At 61.0% G+C, this 18,676-nt stretch carries 16 protein-coding genes and 2 pseudogenes; 7 read left to right on the forward strand and 11 right to left on the reverse strand.

Annotated elements, in window-relative coordinates; translation table 11 throughout:
- Window positions 1-92: 92 nt before the first annotated feature.
- On the reverse strand, window positions 93-1,151 hold the full coding sequence (locus AC0L15_RS32110) for a class I SAM-dependent methyltransferase (protein WP_473498285.1): 1,059 nt from the start codon (window positions 1,149-1,151) through the stop codon (window positions 93-95).
- Between the two features lie 1,597 nt (window positions 1,152-2,748).
- Here AC0L15_RS32110 and AC0L15_RS32115 point away from each other — a divergent pair.
- A complete protein-coding gene (locus AC0L15_RS32115; protein ID WP_473498287.1) occupies window positions 2,749-2,940 on the forward strand; it encodes a hypothetical protein in 192 nt (63 codons plus the stop codon).
- A 799-nt stretch (window positions 2,941-3,739) separates the two neighbouring features.
- Here the strand turns inward: AC0L15_RS32115 and AC0L15_RS32120 are convergent.
- Window positions 3,740-3,904, reverse strand: coding sequence for a hypothetical protein (locus AC0L15_RS32120; protein ID WP_473498289.1), 165 nt, complete (start codon window positions 3,902-3,904; stop codon window positions 3,740-3,742).
- 33 nt (window positions 3,905-3,937) lie between these two features.
- The gene (locus tag AC0L15_RS32125) at window positions 3,938-4,078 is read right to left on the reverse strand and encodes a hypothetical protein (protein ID WP_473489900.1); all 141 of its coding nucleotides are present in this window, start codon (window positions 4,076-4,078) and stop codon (window positions 3,938-3,940) included.
- Window positions 4,079-4,455: 377 nt separating this feature from the next.
- On the opposite strand from AC0L15_RS32125, the gene AC0L15_RS32130 reads away from it, so the two are divergent.
- Window positions 4,456-5,121 carry a methyltransferase family protein gene (locus AC0L15_RS32130; protein ID WP_473498291.1) on the forward strand — a complete coding sequence of 222 codons (666 nt, stop codon included), beginning with the start codon at window positions 4,456-4,458 and terminating at the stop codon, window positions 5,119-5,121.
- A 45-nt stretch (window positions 5,122-5,166) separates the two neighbouring features.
- Here AC0L15_RS32130 and AC0L15_RS32135 read toward each other — a convergent pair.
- From AC0L15_RS32135 to AC0L15_RS32145, 3 genes and pseudogenes are all read right to left on the reverse strand, one after another.
- Window positions 5,167-5,358: pseudogene (locus AC0L15_RS32135) on the reverse strand (EamA family transporter); the annotation flags it as partial.
- A gap of 279 nt (window positions 5,359-5,637) precedes the next feature.
- Window positions 5,638-7,656, reverse strand: coding sequence for an LTA synthase family protein (locus tag AC0L15_RS32140; RefSeq protein WP_473498293.1), 2,019 nt, complete (start codon window positions 7,654-7,656; stop codon window positions 5,638-5,640).
- Between the two features lie 34 nt (window positions 7,657-7,690).
- Window positions 7,691-7,867, reverse strand: coding sequence for a hypothetical protein (locus tag AC0L15_RS32145; protein ID WP_473498295.1), 177 nt, complete (start codon window positions 7,865-7,867; stop codon window positions 7,691-7,693).
- Between the two features lie 329 nt (window positions 7,868-8,196).
- On the opposite strand from AC0L15_RS32145, the gene AC0L15_RS32150 reads away from it, so the two are divergent.
- From AC0L15_RS32150 to AC0L15_RS32160, 3 genes and pseudogenes are all read left to right on the forward strand, one after another.
- Window positions 8,197-8,445, forward strand: coding sequence for a DUF982 domain-containing protein (locus AC0L15_RS32150; RefSeq protein ID WP_127209495.1), 249 nt, complete (start codon window positions 8,197-8,199; stop codon window positions 8,443-8,445).
- A 538-nt stretch (window positions 8,446-8,983) separates the two neighbouring features.
- Window positions 8,984-10,069, forward strand: a complete 1,086-nt coding sequence (locus AC0L15_RS32155) for an HPP family protein (protein ID WP_473498297.1) — start codon at window positions 8,984-8,986, stop codon at window positions 10,067-10,069.
- 182 nt (window positions 10,070-10,251) lie between these two features.
- Window positions 10,252-10,350, forward strand: a pseudogene (locus AC0L15_RS32160) (dimethylarginine dimethylaminohydrolase); the annotation flags it as partial.
- 468 nt (window positions 10,351-10,818) lie between these two features.
- Here AC0L15_RS32160 and AC0L15_RS32165 read toward each other — a convergent pair.
- The 5 genes from AC0L15_RS32165 to AC0L15_RS32185 all read right to left on the reverse strand — a co-directional run bounded on the left by AC0L15_RS32165 (window position 10,819) and on the right by AC0L15_RS32185 (window position 17,532).
- Complete coding sequence (locus AC0L15_RS32165) at window positions 10,819-11,040, reverse strand: hypothetical protein (protein ID WP_245485680.1); 222 nt, start codon at window positions 11,038-11,040, stop codon at window positions 10,819-10,821.
- A 381-nt stretch (window positions 11,041-11,421) separates the two neighbouring features.
- Window positions 11,422-12,537, reverse strand: a complete 1,116-nt coding sequence (gene ald, locus AC0L15_RS32170; protein WP_473498299.1) for an alanine dehydrogenase — start codon at window positions 12,535-12,537, stop codon at window positions 11,422-11,424.
- 461 nt (window positions 12,538-12,998) lie between these two features.
- Entirely contained in the window at window positions 12,999-14,891 is a 1,893-nt protein-coding gene (locus AC0L15_RS32175; RefSeq protein WP_473498301.1) for an ABC transporter ATP-binding protein, read from the reverse strand.
- Complete coding sequence (locus tag AC0L15_RS32180; protein WP_473498303.1) at window positions 14,891-16,777, reverse strand: ABC transporter ATP-binding protein; 1,887 nt, start codon at window positions 16,775-16,777, stop codon at window positions 14,891-14,893. The genes AC0L15_RS32175 and AC0L15_RS32180 overlap by 1 nt, the downstream gene beginning before the upstream one ends.
- 368 nt (window positions 16,778-17,145) lie before the next feature.
- Entirely contained in the window at window positions 17,146-17,532 is a 387-nt protein-coding gene (locus tag AC0L15_RS32185) for a DUF982 domain-containing protein (protein WP_473498309.1), read from the reverse strand.
- 136 nt (window positions 17,533-17,668) lie between these two features.
- Here AC0L15_RS32185 and AC0L15_RS32190 point away from each other — a divergent pair, with 136 nt between their 5' ends.
- Complete coding sequence (locus tag AC0L15_RS32190; protein ID WP_473498305.1) at window positions 17,669-18,187, forward strand: TonB-dependent receptor plug domain-containing protein; 519 nt, start codon at window positions 17,669-17,671, stop codon at window positions 18,185-18,187.
- Between the two features lie 234 nt (window positions 18,188-18,421).
- Window positions 18,422-18,676, forward strand: a 255-nt coding sequence (locus AC0L15_RS32195; RefSeq protein WP_473498307.1) for a DDE-type integrase/transposase/recombinase, incomplete at its 3' end; no start/stop codon positions are given.

Here is an 18,676-nt window from a genome sequence, read left to right on the forward strand (position 1 = left end):
CAGTCGGAAATACCTATACCTACATGGGCGTCTACAATGAATACTTCGAAAAGTTACTGTTTATGGACGGACACTAGCTAGCAACGGCCGCCCTAGGGGCGGGCCTCCAGCACCAAGTTGAACGGCGTCTCCGCGGCGCGACGGAATCGCTTGAAGCCGCCGGCGGTCACCACCCTGCGCAACCTCGCCTCGCCGGCCTGGGCGCCAAGCCCAAGTCCGACTTCCTGCGACAGCGAAGCGGGCGTGCACACGAATGTGGAAGCGGCATAATAGACGCGTCCGACGGGATTGAGATTCGCCGCTAGATGGTCATGCGCCAACGGCTCGACGATCATCCAGGTGCCATCCGGCTTGAGCGACCCGCGGACATGGGCGGCGGCGCCCTCTGGATCGCCCATGTCGTGAAGGCAATCAAAGAAAGCGACGAGGTCATACGTGCCGCGATAGGTCTTGGCGGCCGCGACCTCGAAGCGCGTGTTGGCGCCAACGCCGGCTTCGTCGGCGGCCTTTCGGGCACGCTCGATCGAAGCGGAGTGATAATCGAAGCCGACGAAGCGCGAATTGGGGAAAGCACGCGCCATGAGCACGGTCGATGCGCCGTGACCGCATCCGACATCCCCGACCTCCGCGCCGCGTTCGAGCTTCTCGACTACGCCCTCCAGCGCCGGTAGCCAGGAGTCGATCAGATTGGCATTGTAACCTGGACGGAAGAACCGCTCCGTGCCGCGAAACAGACACGCGCTATGATCGTGCCACGCGACGCCCTTGCCGGACTGGAATGCCTGCCTCACTTTTTCTTCATCGAGCCACAGCGCGGACAGGAACTCGAATGCGCCAGCCATGAAGGCCGGGCTATCTTCATCGGCGAACACCGACTCCTGCTCGGCGTTTAGATAAAACTCGTCGTTGGATTCATCGTAGTTGACGTAGCCCGCCGCCGCTTGCCCGGAAAGCCATTCCCTTACAAGGCGTTCCTGGGTGCCGGTGCGTGTCGAAAGTTCGGCCGCCGTCGTCTTGCCGCCTTCACGCAATGCCTTGAACAGGCCGAGTCTGTCGCCCAGCAAGACCCCCGCGCCCGTAGCGATCGCACCGAGATCGCCGACCATTTTCCTCAAGAATGCGTCCAACTTTTCCTGACTGGCTTCAGACATCGGAATCTCCTTGTGGGCGCGATGTTGCCGACCTTGCACCCCACCCTATGGGCGACGATCGGCTCAGGTGATGGGGGATGACGACCACCTCCATGCCGTCGTCAGCAGGAAATCCGTTACTTTTTCTCGTCGGTAACAGCCGGAGCGGTCGTAGGGCAAGCGCGGTCGCAGCAGGTATCCTGGGCAGCCCGTAAGACATCGATGGCTCGGGTTGTGGTGACGGGCGATAAGCAAGTTCGCGGCGAAGTGATTTGTTCCGCGGCGGCTGTATGTTTTGGTGAGGTGATCATGCGATTTCTTGTTGGTCGGTCGTGCTTGCGGATGACGTGCATGTACTGTGCCGAATGAGAAAACGATTTAAACGCAATCCAGTAGATCTGACTTTGTATCCGACATTGTCGGAAATTGGACACCGCCGAACGCGAAGCGCTCGGGGCTTGTTACGATACTCGCGCGTGCTGCTTCGGGGGAGGATATAATGCGCCTCGAACCGGCCGCGAGGCCTTCCTGCCATTTAAGGCGCCAGATCAATTGAACGCCCATACCAGTCAGCCGTCCCGTCGCTTAGTCCAACACGTTTTTAGCTTAGCGTCGCGGTCCACCTCACCGCGCTGACGCCATTCACCTTCTGCGCGCCCCAAGCTAAACACGCTCTGCGATGATTAGGATACCGAATACACCTGGTCCCGGCCGGTCTTGCTGCCCGCGAAACTTGAGGCGTTCGTCGATCGGATAGAGGCTTCGATTCAGGAGACCTGCTTCGTAATGCGGCCATGATAGGCCGGTCCCTCACCGACTGCCGCGCGCTCGGAAGAGATCGTCAGCATCGCCGGCTGGTTGGTGGCGTATGATCGGAGGGCGACCGGTGTCCCTACCTTTCGGCGCGGCTCCAGCTTGCGAGCAGTCGCTCGAGATTCGAGAAACTACCCGTGTAGCCGCGCTGTTTGATACCGTGGAACAGCTTGCTCTAGCACTGGCTGAGAAACCCCTCGAAATGTAAGGTGACGTCGTGTTCAACGCCGTCCTGCGTCGGTCGGGTGGCGTGTCGAAAATCAGCCATTTAGGATGCTTCGCCAACCATAGCCGGTATGACCGGCGTCGGCACAGGACAAGCCCATCCTTCCGCAGGGCATGAACATTTCGAACACCATCTACCGCGATTGTCGATAGCGAGGCGCACCTGACGTCTGTGCCTTACCTCAATATGCGGACCATCCTGAAAACAGATTGACTTGCGACGAATGTTACCAAACGATTTGGCGGGGAAGAGCTGGCGTCATCCAGTCGCCAGGACCGACTTCTGCCGCCAGGCTATTACCGCCATCTGCACCGTCCGCAGGCTTTTGTTCGTGAACCGTGTCTGATCGACCGCGCATGAAAACGTGCGAACTTTCATGGTGGCGCACCACGAAACGCTATTGCAGAGCCAACAGAGCCCGGCCGGCGACGTCAGCAAGGGACTCTCCTATAAGACAAGCCGGGGTCCGGATTTCTCCCAGATCATCTACGATTTAAATCAAATTTGTCTGTGGATATTGACGATTGCGCGACCCTCACCTCGTAGATGGCCAGCGCGGGCGGCAACTGAGAGGGTCATATGACAAGCGATTTTTCCGCCGCGCGAGTGCATCTAGATCGAGCGTATCATTACCTCGGAGGCGATGACCCGATGAGCCGGAGGGGGCGCGAAGCCTTGGATTTGCTGATCGAGGCGGTTGCTGTCGAAGAGTTCAAGCAGCCGCGCCAAAACGCGGAGGTGCTAACGTTTCCGATTGAGCGCCGCTTCTGAGGCGATCTCCATTGTGGCAACCATCAACATGGTGTGCAAACACCCTCAGAACACTGCCCGTCCGGCTGGAGCCGAGCCTGTCCTCACAACCATCCGAATTGAGCTGCCGTTAGTGTAGGTTCCATCATCGATGTCGGCGGCAGCTATTCCGGAATGGCCGCCGCCCTGCAGTTCCGCCGCGCCCGGGCCAGGTTCTAGTGATCGACGCCGGGCTGCGGCGGACGCTTTTTGACAGTCATTCGCCTGCTTCCTGCCCCAGGACGACGTCGATCCGGCCAAAATCGCGAAGGGTCGCCTGAGCAGCTTTCGCGCTGCGAGACGCTCGCCTGGTACACGGAACGGCCGAACGGGTGAGCGGAGCCGCGACTCTTTCGGCTCCCGACTCGCCGAGGGGCTCTCGGCTGGGGGCCGTTGTAATGGACGCCCATGTTTGCAAGCTGCAAAGGCTGCAGAGAACTCTGCCCTGGAGCAGGCGGACCCTTCGCGGACTGTCCCGGCGCGGCGCTGCATTCCATAAGCTTTGTTCGTTGGTGGCGACACGCTGGTTGGCCTTGAGCCGCTCCAGTCGATATAAGCCGGATGCAGGTCGGCATGACTAACCGCCACTCGGCCATATTAATCACTTTGATCTCCGAGACGCCGCCGCCCGGCCGGGGCCGACCACGCGTTCGACCGTAGAAGAAGGCGCCGCCATATCTCGGCTATGCAGGACCTGGAGGGCCGTGCTGTTGCGGCGCCCACATGCGTTCGCTGCGGTTCCTGCGCAGTCGTCGCGGGAACAGGATGCCGTTGTCGAGTGTCACCTGCCGCTGACGACCCTCTCGCCGCTCGGTGTCACCCAGCACTCCCAGCGATAGCGCATCACCCCGGCCGACAAAACCAGATCGCGCACCGGGATCGTCTTGTATCCCTTGAAGCGTGAGCCCGCAGGAGCGCTCTCCGCAACCGTCACCTCGCGGCTCACGCGACCGCCGTCGCGCTTGGCGCCGCGACGGCGTCACTTTCCCTCCGGCTGCGTTGCCCATTCCGACGGCTTGGTCGGCTTGTCCGGAGGGCGATCCTTGAGGGTCTGGATCTCGGCGCGCAGCGCCTGGTTCTCGATCTCAAGGCTCTCGACCCGGCCTTGAAGACCGCGCACTAAGCGCGCTCGCCGCAAACCCCCTCCGCCGAAAAATCGGATCCGGTTACGGCTCTCGACGTGACCCAGAGAGCTGGGAGAAGCCTCTGCGAGACTACAAGTGTAACACCATATTGGTTTAGCAGATCAAGCTTCGCTGGTAACCTACATGGGGTAGAGAAACGACTTTGGAAGCTGAGCAATGGATCGCGATAGCAAACAGACACGTGCAGCTGGAAGTTTACCCCGCGACGGGTGGGAGGGCTGGCCGAGGAACGCCGTAACCACCTTGACCTTCCAGACGGGCCATTGACCAATGTTACAGAACGGTTAGTAACCGCTAACCCGCGCGATACAGCACGCGATCTTGAGAGCTTCAAACCCGCGGAGAGGACTGCTTGGCGCGAGCCCCCGAAAAAGCCTTTGTCGAAGGAACCATAATGTCCGCTTGCATTGCCCCGCAACCATTTAATCAGCGGAAGAGACTTGTGGTCGTCCGGGCCTTGAGCATAGCGGCGATAGGCTCGCTGCTATTCTCTCGCCCCGGTTGGGATGAAGCATCTAGTCTTCACGAGGTCGTCGAGATGATCGGTTTTTTTCTGATCCTCGTCTGCATATTCGGGAGGTTGTGGAGCATCCTCTATATTGGGGGGCGGAAGAACAGCGAGTTGGCAGTCAGCGGGCCGTACTCGATCACTCGCAATCCCCTATATCTGTTTTCGACGATCGGAGCATTCGGCATCGGCCTCATGTTCGGATCGCTCATCGTTGCATCCGCTCTGGGGGGGTGCACCTATGCGGTTTTCGGGATGACTGCCCGAAAGGAAGAGACGTTTCTTCGTGACAAATTTGGTTCGGAGTTCGAAGCATATGTGGCAAGGACGCCACGGTTCTGGCCCAAGCCGTGGCTGCATCAGGACAAGCATCAGCACACGTTCTCCACGAGCGCATTAAGAAGCACATTCTTCGATGCCCTCTATTTTCTGGCGATCTTTCCAGCCACCGAAGGCATGGAATACCTCCAGGTAGCTGGCTACCTGCCCACCTTTTTTTGGCTGTTCTGATCCTAAAGACGGAGCAATAAGCCGCCGCGAATAGCCCTCCTGTTTGCCTTTGTAGCGTACCAGAACCGCGCCTGTTGCGATCAAGGCAACCCCTGCCCAGTTCGACAATGACAAGTGTTCCTTGAGGAATGTCACTCCGAACACCGCCACAAGCACCAGGCTCAGTTGTCGACAGGGGCAACGCGTGCCGCGCCTCCCAAACTGGAGCGCGCGAAAGTAGCAGATCCACGATTCACCCCGTTGCCTCCACGGATTGTCCTGCGTCACGTAATCGTCCAGGCACTCGGGAAGCAGTGCCGCTTGCCGGCGATCCTCGCCCTCGACAAACCGCTTCAGCCTGACCCACCTCGCTGATCGGGAATCACGTTATCACATCAATCACGTTCCAAGACAGGCTGGACCCGTTCCGGCCATTGCCGTTGCGAGCCACGAACTTGATTGTTAAGGTCCTCACACCTCTTGGCGATCACCGGAGCAGACCTGGCATTCCTAAGACGTTGTGGCACGGTGGCTTTGTTAGGGCACCGGTATGGTGGGTGTGGTCCTGGACGGAGGCGCGCGTCGCTTCGGGTTTGGCAGGCGATGCACACCGGACCGGCCGAGTGCCCGCGTGCCGTTGTCAAGAACACTTGGAATGCGGCGTGAAATATCGCGCCAGTGCGAGGCATATTGATAGACGGCTACGGTATCTTCGACCGCGTTGTGGTCGACGGCCCTTTCAGGTTGCACCTCCTCACCCTTGATCTGGACGATTTGCTTCTTGGGCTCAAGGATCGTCGTGCGGCCATGCAGGATCATGGCCACCTTCTGGTAGTTGGAGATGTAGACCGGCCGCTCCGGTTCGTCCGCTTCGATCAGGTCGTCGCCGAAAAAGCGGCTGCGATAGCTAGCCTGCAGCAGGGCAAGCAGCGACGGCGCAATATCCACCTGGCTCGCCAGCCGGTTGATCCGGCGGGGCTCGACAAAGCCCTGCGACCAGATGATGCACGGTATGTGGTATTTGTTCATGTCGAGCTCCACCTTGCCTGCGACGCTCGCCGTATGATCGGCGACAAAGACAAAAACGGTATCCCTGAACCACGGTTTCGCCGATGCCTTCTTGACCAGTTCCCCGATCGCGTAGTCGGAATATTTGACCGCCCCGTCGCGCCCGCCCGGCGATGGGATGTCTATGGCGCCAGCTGGATAGGTAAAGGGCCGGTGGTTTGACGTGTTCATGACGAAGCTGAAGAAGTTCTTGCCGGCTTTCGCCGAGGCGTCGGCTTGGCGGATCACCTCGTCATAGAGATCCTCATCGCTAACGCCCCACGCATTGGCGAAATGCACATTGCCTGCCGCCATCGTAGCGCGGTCGACGATACCGAAGCCATTACCGGAAAAGAACGCGTTCATGTTGTCGAAATAGCCGTAGCCGCCATAGAGGAAGCGCGTATCGTAGCCCGAATCCTGGAACACCGAGCCAATGGTGAAGAGATTGTCGTTGCCGGGGCGACGCAGGATCGATTGCCCCGGGGTCGGCGGGACTGAAAGCGCGATCGCTTCAAGCCCGCGCACGGTGCGCGTGCCGGTCGCCCGCATTTCCGTGAAAAGCAGGCCTTCAGACGCCAGCCGGTCAAGGTTCGGTGTCAGTCTTTTCGGATTGCCGAATGTGCCCATGAACTCCGCACTCATGCTTTCCATGCCGACCAGGATGACGTTCTTGCGCAGCATCGGACCCTCGGCTCGAATGTCACGCGTGATGTCGTTTAAATCGGTGCTTTCGAACGGCTCGTGATCTTCCGCTAAAAGGTCGCGTGTCCGTTCGGCCGCCTGTTTCTCGGGTATGGTCCGATAGAAATTCGCGAAATCGATCTCATTCGAGAAGAAGGCGCTAACCAAACCATAGAGTCCGTTGCCCCCGAGTTCGCGGGCGATCGCGCTCGGCATCGGCCGTGTGATCGAATCGGGCGTCACCAACACGCCGGCGGCGGCCATCCCCGTTATCGTCGCAAAGACCGCCAGCCGCTTCATGAACGGCGGATGCGGCGCGAAGCCTGCCTTCACCTGGCGGCGGAGCAGATAGGCCCCGCCGACCGCCAACAGGCCGATGCCGGCAAGCAGCGGCACGACCGGATAGCTCTCCATAATGTTCTGGATCACTTCCTGCGTGTACACGAGGTAGTCGACCGCGATGAAATTGAAGCGCGTCGTGAATTCGTCCCAGAAGAAATACTCGCTGACTCCCTGCACGACCATCAGAAACAGGAAGATTGCGAAGCCCGAGAGCCCAACTGCGCGGTCAAACCGCTTTCCGGCCCACGAAACTGGCAGGAGCAGCGGGAAGAGGAGAAAGACCACGAGGATTGGAAGCAGCGTGACGATATCGAACCAGAAGCCAGTGAAGAAAGGAACCAGCCAGTCGGCCGGATGGAAAGACAGGTCTTTGGCCGAAACCAGCGACAGCGCCAGCCTGACCAGGAACTGAGTCAACAGGAAAAGCAGGATGAATGGCTTCAGCCGACGAAAGAACGCACCGACCGATTGAGCAAAAGTCATAGCAAGCCTCCGAAGCAGCTGGATGTCTGGGCAATTATGCCTCGTTTTCAATTTTGGCAACCGTCGGGACGAGATCGATCGCATGGTCTGCGATTCCGATCCCCCGATTCGGCCCGCGCGAGTCCGAAACTTCATCGACGGTGGTGGTGGCGAGACAATGTGAAAGGTTCGCGGCGAAGGTGATTTGTTCCTCACTTTGAAGGCGCTGCATCCCCGTCTCCCCTGTGGGAGAAGGTGGATGGGCACGAAAGGCCGAGCCGAATGAGCGACCGTCCTCATGTTGCCGGGCCTCACTCGAGCATCACCCGAGGATGCAGCCGGGAGACCCGCGGCGGCGGCAGCTTTCGGCGAGATCATGGAACGATTTCTCAATAGTCCGTGACGTGTCTGCAGAGCGAGCCTAGGCGGCGACGCATGCGAGGCTGGCGCGGGGCTGGTCAAGAGGGCATTGTCGACATTCAGGGCAGCGGAACCGGCTCGGCTCGGCAGAGAAGCGAACTGGGCCTCTTGACACATGATCGCCTTTGGGGGGGCGGAGAGATGACCGCCTTGCGGAGATTTGAGAGGCCGGTTGTTGTCCGGGTTGGCCGCCACAGCACCGAGCGTATCGTGTTCGACGTCAATGAGGCGGCCAATATCCTGCTGCGTGATCTACATCGTCAGACCGAGAGACGGAGGGTGGCGATGGACGCCTGTCTGCAGGTATTGCGTGGTGAGGCTCATCCACCAGCTGCTCGAAGAGCTTTTGTGGCAGCCGCGCTCGAACCAAAGATCCTGCGCAGCGATTAAATGCTGGGACGATGGCACAAGGATTTGTTCATCTTCGCGTCGGGACAGCTCTCGCGCAAACGATGGGCACGGTGTGGTTCACCCTGTTGCCGTGTTCCTTCAGGACTGGGCGCTTGTTTTCATGGACAGGCGAGCGCGCCCCAATTGGTTTCGCTACCGAGCGAAAGTGCAGGGACAAAATCCGGTTGATGAGTTCATCCCGCCAATGCTGATCTTGATAATCTTCGTCCGCGCATCTGGCCGTTACTGAGCAAAAATCCAATGCTCACGCGAATTCTTTCACCAGAATGATCAGCGGTAAGCGAGAACGTTCCGCCATGCCAGGAGGAATTCGATACTATCCATTTGCGGTAGAAGTATCTCCGCGCCCAGCTCTGACGCGATTTGAAAAGCACCAGCCGTTGGCGGCGACCGCACGAACCGGTGCGCGCAATAATATTCCCACTGGCCGCGAACATTCGGATTTGTTTGACTTTCAAATCCGTGGCTTCGGCGGCATTGCGGACAGCGCAGACTTCCACTCGTTCCAAGGCTTAGCATGAGGTTTCGCCTCTTCGTCCCAATCCTCGCCGGTGCGACGCTACGCGAGCGGCTGCTCGCCTGCATCGGCGCCACTATTAGCATCGCGCTGACCGGCGTGATCAGCGGGCTCGCCATGGGCGGCGGCCCGCATGTGGCGCTGCTGGTGGCCCCGATGGGCGCCTCCGCCGTGCTGCTCTTCGCCGTGCCGTCGAGCCCGCTTGCGCAGCCCTGGTCGATTATCGGCGGCAATTCGATCTCTGCACTGGTCGGCGTGACAGTGGCGCATTTCGTGCCCGATCCGGTGATCGCGTCGGGCCTCGCTGTGGCGCTGGCGATCGCCACTATGTCGTTCACGCGCTGCTTGCATCCGCCGGGCGGTGCCGCGGCGCTGACTGCCGTGCTCGGCGGACCGGCCGTGGTCAGCGCCGGCTTCCTGTTCCCCGTCGTGCCGGTGGCGCTGAATTCGGCCGTACTGGTGGCGCTCGGCTTTATTTTCCACCTTCTGTCACGGCGCAACTATCCGCATTTCCATGCACCCGCCGTCAACAGCCACGGCACCGCCGATCCGCCGGCGGCAAAGCGCGTCGGCTTCCGACCCGAGGATGTCGATGCGGCGCTCGCCGCTTTGGATGAAACCTTCGACATTGGCCGCGACGACCTCGAAAGGCTGCTGCACCAGGTCGAGTTGCAGGCGATGGTGCGCTCGCACCGAACGCTGCTTTGCCGGGACATCATGTCCTGCGACGTGATCTCGGTGCCGGAAAGTGCCACCGCCGCCGAGGCGCGAAAGCAGCTTCTCGACCACAACATCCGCGCCTTGCCGGTGGTCGATGCCGAGGCAAAGCTGGTCGGCGCCGTCGGTCTGCGCGAGCTGACGCGAGCGACCGATACGGTCAAGGGCGTGACGTCGAAGACGGGCACCGCCTCGCCCGACACACCGGCGATAAGTCTCCTTCCTGTACTTACCGACGGTCGGAGCCATGCCGTCGTCATCGTCGATGCCGAGCAGCGCATCCTCGGCCTGATCACCCAGACCGACCTGCTGGCATTGGCGGCGCGCCTGCAAACGGCAGACGAGCCGCCGCTCAAAGCAGTGGCATAGCGGCCATCCAAACATCGCAGGTTCAGGAACTTTTTGCCGACAGGCACATCCAATCCACTGGCGAACCCTGTTTGTAGAGATCGGGTCGCGATGAGAAAACCCGCAATTCCTACCGTCGCGCTTACAACGGCCGATGACGCCATGGCCGTTGAAATGGCGCTGGTGCGCGGCGCTTTTGAGGGTTTGCGCAGATCGTCGTCCCAGAAGGAGAAGAACCGGCAGCGAACGTGCTGCGGGCCAGCGACGTCGTGTTCGCCAGCGCCTATTACCCGCGCACTCTCTAAATGCTCGACAAGGAGGGCTACAAGGTTGTGCTGTTGAATACGGCCGAGACGGATCCCGCACCTTGGCCGTGCGTGTCTTCCGGCCTCGATCATCGGTTTCTTCGACCGGGCATCTCCCGCCACATCTTGAGCAGATGCAGCACGCGCCGATCAACGATCCGGCGCGCCACCGACCTTAATAGCTCGGCATGGGGAATACTTCCGAAGTAAGATCGACGCGGGGCATGCGAAGATGCTCGACGCCGGGCTCTTGCCGGAGGCCGACCATAGTCTTGGGCGCTGGCTCGCGGACGCGGTTCTGGCTCAAAAATTCGCTGGCCAGTCCCGTAGCGTCCTTCGGCGCACATCTTTTTGCCACCAGGCTAGCGGCCGCAAGGGAACGTAGCTGTTTGGTGCGCTCGGATTTGCCAACAATCAGTCGGCGCCTTCTTCCTGGTGCGACCTCTCTCTGACCGGGACGTCAGACTACGGCGCCAACAAAAGGCTGATCTTGGTCAATCTCATACGCGCCAATCGCCGCGCCGGATTGTGGAACCTCTCGCGGGTGGTTTCTACGACAAACACCAGGGTCATCAGATCAAGCAGGAAGTCATCGATAGCTTGGGCGAGTGTTTCTGACCTACCATCGAACTGATCCAGCAAAACGCGCGCCTTATCGATCGCATCCACGCTGGCCTCATCGATCAACGTCTCGATCCTCTGGAGACAATGCAATTTCGAAACTCCCTCAAAGCGCTTGCCAGTGTAGTTTTGCAACGAAGGTGGGCGATTTGGATTTACCCCGACAATGGCGGTGAGGATGGTTTCTCCACATTTCCGCTGTCGAACGCGCGGGGAGGGGCCCTGGTGATCGTCGCATCAGAAAAGCCGGGGATTTCGGCTGGCGATGTCCAGGTTCGGATCGCGCGTTCAGCTTCCTCGTCGACCAGCGTTTCGCCCCGACGGGCTGCACCGCAAGATTGACGCAAAGGGGAGGGGGAAGACGCCTCTTGCCAGTCATCGCCAAGAAAAAACCGCCGGCAGGGAACCGGCGGGCGAGGCAGGAGGAAACTTTTCGGGCCTGGAATATCAGGCGGCTAGGGTCGTTTTGGGCTCCGCCATTTCGTAGCCGAGCGCTTCGGCGACGGCGCGGTTGGTGATCTTGCCCTTGTGGACGTTGAGGCCGTTGCGCAAATGATGATCGTCGAGGATCGCCTTCAGGCCCTTGTCGGCGAGCTGCAGACCGTAATGCAGCGTCGCGTTGTTCAACGCCTGGGCCGAGGTGACCGGCACCGCGCCCGGCATGTTAGCGACGCAATAGTGAACGACGCCGTCGACCTCATAGGTCGGGTCGGCATGAGTTGTGGCGTGCGAGGTCTCGAAGCAACCGCCCTGGTCGATGGCGACATCGACCAGCACCGAGCCTTTCTTCATGCCCGACAGCATTTCGCGCGAAACGAGTTTTGGCGCGGCGGCACCCGGGATCAGCACGGCGCCGACGACGATGTCGGCCGAAAAGCACTCTTCTTCCAGCGCCTCGACCGTCGAGTAGCGGGTGTGGACGCGGCCGACGAAGATATCGTCGAGTTGGCGAAGCCGCGGGATCGAGCGGTCGATGATGGTGACGTCGGCGCCAAGGCCGGCCGCCATCCGCGCGGCATGCAGGCCGACGACGCCGCCGCCGAGCACAGTGACCTTGCCGGGCAGCACCCCGGGCACGCCGCCGAGCAGAACGCCGCGGCCGCCATTGGCCTTCTGCAGCGCGGTGGCGCCGGCCTGGATCGACAGGCGGCCCGCGACTTCCGACATCGGCGCCAGCAGCGGCAGGCCGCCGCGGTCGTCGGTGACCGTCTCGTAGGCGATGGCCGTCACGCCCGAGGCCAGCAGGCCCTTGGTCTGCTCCGGATCGGGAGCGAGATGGAGATAGGTGTAGAGGATCTGGCCGTCACGGAGCTGGACCCATTCGTTGGGCTGCGGCTCCTTGACCTTGACGATCATGTCGGACTTGGCAAACACGTCGGCGGCCGTCTTGGCGATGGTGGCGCCGGCGGCGCGATAGGCGTTGTCGTCGGCGCCGATGCCGGCGCCGGCGCCGGTCTCGACCAGCACTTCGTGGCCATGCGCGACATATTCGCGGACCGATCCCGGCGTCAGGCCGACGCGGTATTCGTGGTTCTTGATTTCCCGGGGGCAGCCGACGCGCATTCGTTCCTCCTCGAATTTCTGATTTTGCGGGTGGACCATAAAACCATAAATAGCGCGGCAAGTGTTTGCGTATCCGGTTGTCGCCGGGCGCGGTGATCGCTATTCCTTGCGCCAAAATCCGTTCTATTCGCAGGAAGCACGAACAATGTCGCTCGACAGGATCGATATTGCCATTCTCGAGACATTGCAGAAGGATGGGCGGATATTTTAACGATCCGCGCACCCGGTGGCTTGAATCGCCATTGCTATGAAAGACGGCTTGGCGAAATATTCCTGCTCGGCGTCCGCTCATGCTGGCGAAGTACAGGACGGCGATTTACGGCTTCGGCGGCGGTGGGGCTTCTAGCCCCAATACGTCGCCTCCCAAGCCAACGCCAGACAGTCAGAATCTCTGTGCACGGTCGTTACTTCCACTTAGCAGAACGCGGCAGGGGCTATCTGTCCGGCTCCGCGAGGCCTGCTCACGTCGCTTTGCCGACGGCTGCGTCCATTCCCATCTCTTCCTCGGAAATATCGTCGAACGAAGCGTAATTCATGTTGTAGAGACGGGCGTAGAGGCCTTTTTTTGCCATCAGCTGTTCGTGGTTGCCGCTTTCGACGATCTCGCCGTTCTGCAGCACGATGATTCGGTCGGCTCCGCGGATGGTGGCCAGGCGATGGGCAATAACCAGCCCTGTACGGCCTTCCAGCAGTTTTATCAGCGCCTTCTGGATCAGCATCTCTGTATAGGAATCGATGCTGGCCGTGGCTTCGTCGAGCACAAGGATCTTGGCGTCGGCCACCAGCGCCCGCGCGAAACTGATCAGCTGGCGCTGGCCGAGTGAGAGATTGCCGCCACGCTGCTCGAGTTCGGTGTCGTAGCCATCGGGCAAGTTCTCGATGAAGTCGTGCGCGCCGACGGCCAGTGCGGCGCGGACCACCTGCTCGCGGCTGGCGCCGGCCTTATGATAGCGGATGTTCTCCAGCACCGTTCCTGAGAACAGGAACGGCTCCTGCAGCACCATTGCCACCTGCTCTCCGAGCGAATCCTGTGTCAGGTCGCGCACATCGTGCCCGCCGACCAGGACCTGACCCGACCAGACATCGTAGAAGCGGTGCACCAGCGCCATCGAACTGGACTTGCCCGATCCGGTCGGGCCGACAAGTGCTACGGTCTCGCCCGGGTTGACGCGAAAGGAAACGTTCTTCAGCACCGGCAGGTTCTGCCGGTAGCCGAAGGTGACGTTCCTGAACTCGACCGAGCCGTCCATGTCGCGCGACAGCTTAACAGCATTGTCCTTATCGCTGACGTCCACCGGCACGTCGAGCACTTCGGAGATGCGCTGGCCCGAAGCCATGGCGCGCTGCATCACGCTGTACTGCATGGTGAGCGAGCGGATCGGGTCGAAGAAGCGCTGGATGTAGAACAGGAACGCCACCATGACGCCGACGTCGAGGCTGTGCGACAGCACCATCGAGCCGCCCACGACGATGACTGTCGCCATGGCGAACCCGGTCAGCGTGTCGACGATCGGCACCATCACCTGCGCATACCTGGCCGATCTCAGATGGGCATTGAGATTGGCCAGCACCTTCTCGTCATAAAGATCGAAATTGACATGCTGGCGTTCCAGGCTCTGTACCGTGCGCACGCCATGGATGCCTTCGGCCAGCGCACCGTTGGCGATCGAGTTGGTTTCATGCGCCGCCATGAAGGCGACCTTGGCGCGCGGCAGCCAGAACAGGCGCACGATGAACAGCACCGGCATGGTCGACAGCGTCAGCAGTCCGAGCCGGAAATCGAGCCAGAGCAGGACGCTGACGATGCCGAACAACAGCACGATGTCGCCCACCGACATCACCGACGTTTCAAGGAATTCCTGCATCGAATTCACATCGCCCTGCAGGCGCGACATCAGCCGGCCGACCTCGGTCTTGTCCATGAAGCTCAACGAGACCCGCTGCAGGTGGCTGAACATGGCGCGGCGCAGGTCGGAGAGCACGTTTTCGGCCACCTTGCCAACGACGCTCTCCTGCACATAGCTGGCGCCGTAGTTGATGAGGATGATCGTCGCGAAGGCGCCCGTCGCCCATATCATCACCGACTGGTCGAGCCTGCCCGCCGCCATGCCGTGGTCGATGGCGTAGCGGATGACCAGCGGGATCGCCAGCTGCGTCAGCGTGAACACCAAGACCGCGGCGACCGAGATGAAAATCCGGCCTCGATACGGTTTCACGAAGCTCCAGATGCGCCGCAGGATGCGCGGATCATAGACCTTGCCGAAGACTTCTTCCTCGTCGCGGTGCGAGCCGACGACCGCCTTTGTCGGCCGCCCGCTGGTGTCTTCCTTCTCGTCGCCGCTATGTGTCGACATCACGCGGCTCCCGTTACAACGGGTCGGTCATCGTCCGGCCGCAGCTGCAGGTCGTAAAGGGCGCGGTAACGTCCGCCGAGCGCCAGCAGTTCCTCATGCGTGCCGCGCTCGACGATCCGGCCGCCCTCCACGAACAGGATCTGGTCGGCATGCATCAGTGAACTCAGCCGGTGCGAGATGATGAGCGTCACGCGGTCCTTGGCGAAGCGTTTCATCGCTGCCCGGATACGCTGCTCGGTGCCGGCGTCGATGGCAGCAGTGGAATCGTCGAAGACCAGCACCGATGGCCGCAGCATTAGGCTGCGGGCGATGGTCAGGCGCTGGCGCTGGCCGCCGGAAAGCGACGCGCCGCGTTCGCCAACGACTGTGGTGTAGCCCGCCGGGAGCCCGATGATGTAGTTGTGCAATTGGGCATACTCGGCGGCTTGCCCGATGCGGGTCTCGCGCGCCCATGGATTGCCGTAGGCGATGTTGTTCTCGATCGAGGTGGTGAACAGGAATGCGTCCTGCTGCACCACGCCGACCGCCTTGCGCAGCGATTGCAGCGTGACCTTGCTGATGTCCTGGCCATCGATGGTGATGGCGCCTGACGTCACATCGTAGAAGCGCGGGATCAGGTGCGCGATGGTCGACTTGCCGCTGCCGGGCGGACCGACAATGCCGATGGTCTCGCCGGATCTTGCCTCGAAGGAGATCCCGGATAGCGTCGGGCGGCCAGCGCCCGCGTAGCGGAAGCCGACGTTGTCGAAGCGCAGCACACCGTCAGTGACGACAAGGTCCCTGGCGTCGGGCGCGTCCTCGATATCGAGTTCGGTGTCCAGCAGTTCGAACAGTCGCGTGCCGCAGGTCGAAGCGCGGGCGAATGAATTGACCATCAGGCCGAGCTGGCGCACTGGCATCTGCAATATGGTCATGAAGGTGAGGAACTGGGCCAGCGTGCCGACGCTGATCTGGCCCGCAATCACCTTCTGGCCGCCGAACCAGAGCACCAAGCCCATGGCGGCGAGGAACGAGAAATTCATGGCGCTGGTGTTGCTGACGCGGATGCCGACGCGCTGGTTGGCGAGGTCCAGCGCATCTTGCTTGGCGCGGTCGAACTTTTCCAGCTCATGCCGCTGCGCCGCAAAAGCACGCACGACACGGATGCCACCGAGGTTCTCATCCATCACCCGGCTCAGCACCGACAGCCGCTCTTGCAACGTCAGCCAGGTGCTGCGCAGCGCCAGCTGCGTGACCGAGGACCGCCAGGCGACGAACGGCACAAAGCTCAGGCTGAGCAGCCCGAGCACGAGATCGGTGCTGATCAGCAGATAAGCGCCGACGCCGATCAGCACGCCGAGCAGCACGACGCGCAGGATGCCGGTGGAGAAGAACATGCGCACGCCGTCGAGATCGAGCAGGCCGAGCGTGATGAGATCGCCGGTATGGACCCGGTCGTGGAAGGAGAAGCTCAGGCGCTGGATCTTCTCATAGAAAGCCAGCCGCAGTTCATAGCCGGTCCGGTGGCCGACGGCCTCGCCATAGTAGTTCTGCGCCATGGTGAAGAGGCCGCGCAGGATGCTGACGACGAGCAGCGTGAGCGCCGTGTTCCACAGCGTGCGCTCTGCCGCAGGACCAGCACCAGCAGTCAAGACGCCCTGCGCCTGATCGATGGCGCGTCCCAGCAAGCTCGGAATGAAAAGCTGCAGCGTCGCGGCAATGAAGGTCGAACCGATGGTGATGGCGACTTGCCAGGGATGGCGCAGCGTCATTCGCACGATACGCAGCAGGGTGCTGAGGCCTTTGCCCCAGGAGGCTTCCGCCACATGGACAAACGATTTGCCGCGCTTCGCCGCGCCGCTGGTTGCATCCGTACGCAAGGGAAATACCCAGACCAATCCGGACATTAGCCCGGACGAATGAAGCAGACTCAATTCAGATGGCGATGTTACGCGTGTCCGACTTGACCGTTCAAGGGGCCAATGGCGGCATCGCACTATGCCTGAAAGGCGTGCACCATTGGTCGTCGCGATCGTCCGCGAAAGGCAGCCCGGCGCGGCGAGCGCCTCCACATCCCGGCCACGAATTCGTCCGCAGATATGCGTCGAGGCCTTAGATGCCGCTCTCCGAGCCATAGGAGCTCGGGCCGATATGCGGCAACGCCTATGCCGAGTTCGCATATTTCAAGCTCAGCCACTACCCTTGCGCGCGTTCCGAGACGTTTGGCTCTCGCTATCGACGGGCGGTTTGCCTCCCGAACGCTTCGTTCGACGCGTCAGCCGGGAAAAACTCCCACGACCAGTATTCCGGCCTCGCCGGCGGCCTTGACGAAAGCCTGCCGCGCAAATTCCGGCGGACTGCTCGCCTTCAGGACCGCGATGCAGGCTTCGCGGGCCTGCTTGTGGCGCGGACCCCATTCCGTCGGCCAGCTGCGGAGAAGACACTCGGCCGCCGCTCGGGTCGAATATTGATCCTTTTGTCGCGCCCGCCCAGTTCCACACGGACATAGCTCTTCCAACGCTTCGTGTCCAAATCGCCCGCCAAGAGCTTCCCTCAGTCCACCAACGGTCTTGAAAGAATCGTCCGGATGGTCCGACCAAGCCGGGCCTGCCGAATCCGTGGCGAGGATGCCGAACTTTTTCAACAAATGGCTTACGGGCATTGTCGGCCGAATCTTCCCGGCGCTGTTTAGAAGGTGGGGAACAAGAAGCAGCACGTTGATTGTTGACAGGTCATGTTATCTAGCAACGCCTCCTAGCCGACCAAACCCAGCTCCCTTCAGGACAAGGCAAATAATCTTGGTCAATGCCGATGAGGGGATTTGCATGAGGAAATCTGTTGGGCTGTTCGCTGCGCTGGCCGTGATCGGTCAGGACGCAGCTGCGCAGGAAGCGACGGTGCTCGAACGCATCGTGGTGGAGGGGCTAGGCGGTGTGCCCCTGACCGCAACGATCGGCACCCTGCCGGAAGCGTATCCCGGGGGACAAGTTGCGCGAGGGGGACGCCTGGGCCTGCTCGGCGACATCATGGATACGCCGTTCAACATAGGCAGCTACACGGCGCAGACCATCGAGAATCAGGGCGCGCGCACGGTGGCCGACGTGATGATCAATCATCCTTCCGTGCGGAGCACCCATTCAACCGGCGGGATATTGGATTCCTTCTATATTCGCGGCGGAGAGGCCGGTGATAAAGATACGCCCACGGTCGAGGCCATATTCGACCACAATCGCCGCGATCATCTGGCGGATGGGAAGGGCCTCTCCGCCGTTCCGCTTTGTATCGCCTGGCACGAACCAGTTGAAGCAGAGGGATAGCCGCAGTGTGTATCCGACGTCCGGACTCCTTCGATTTCGAAAAATCTCCCTGGTCAAACCTGCCAAACTTCTCCGTGTTCAAAGCTGGTCCTCAAAAAGAGGCGGGGACGCCGGGAACTGCACGATCCGCCGCTGGTGACACTGTTTGTCATTAGCCTGTGGAAACCAGAAATCGCGAGAGATTGGCAGCCTAGGTGTTTGATCCCGGGCTTCGCCGTCACCGGCAAGTGGCACATGGACGAGACATACATCAAGATACGCGGCCAATGGATGTATCTCTATCGTGCCGTCGACGGAGTCGGCGACACGGTCGAGTTCTTCTTCAGCGAACACCGCGACTGCCGGCAGCCAAGCGCTTCTTCCGGAAGGCCCTGGAGCGCCACGGCACCGGATCGCACCGTCATCGACGGCAGCCCGACCAATCATGAGGCGATCATTTCCTGCGACGCCGAACACCGTCTGCGGAATCGATCGCGACCAGCGCTGAAG

The organism is Mesorhizobium sp. WSM4846, assembly GCF_055811415.1.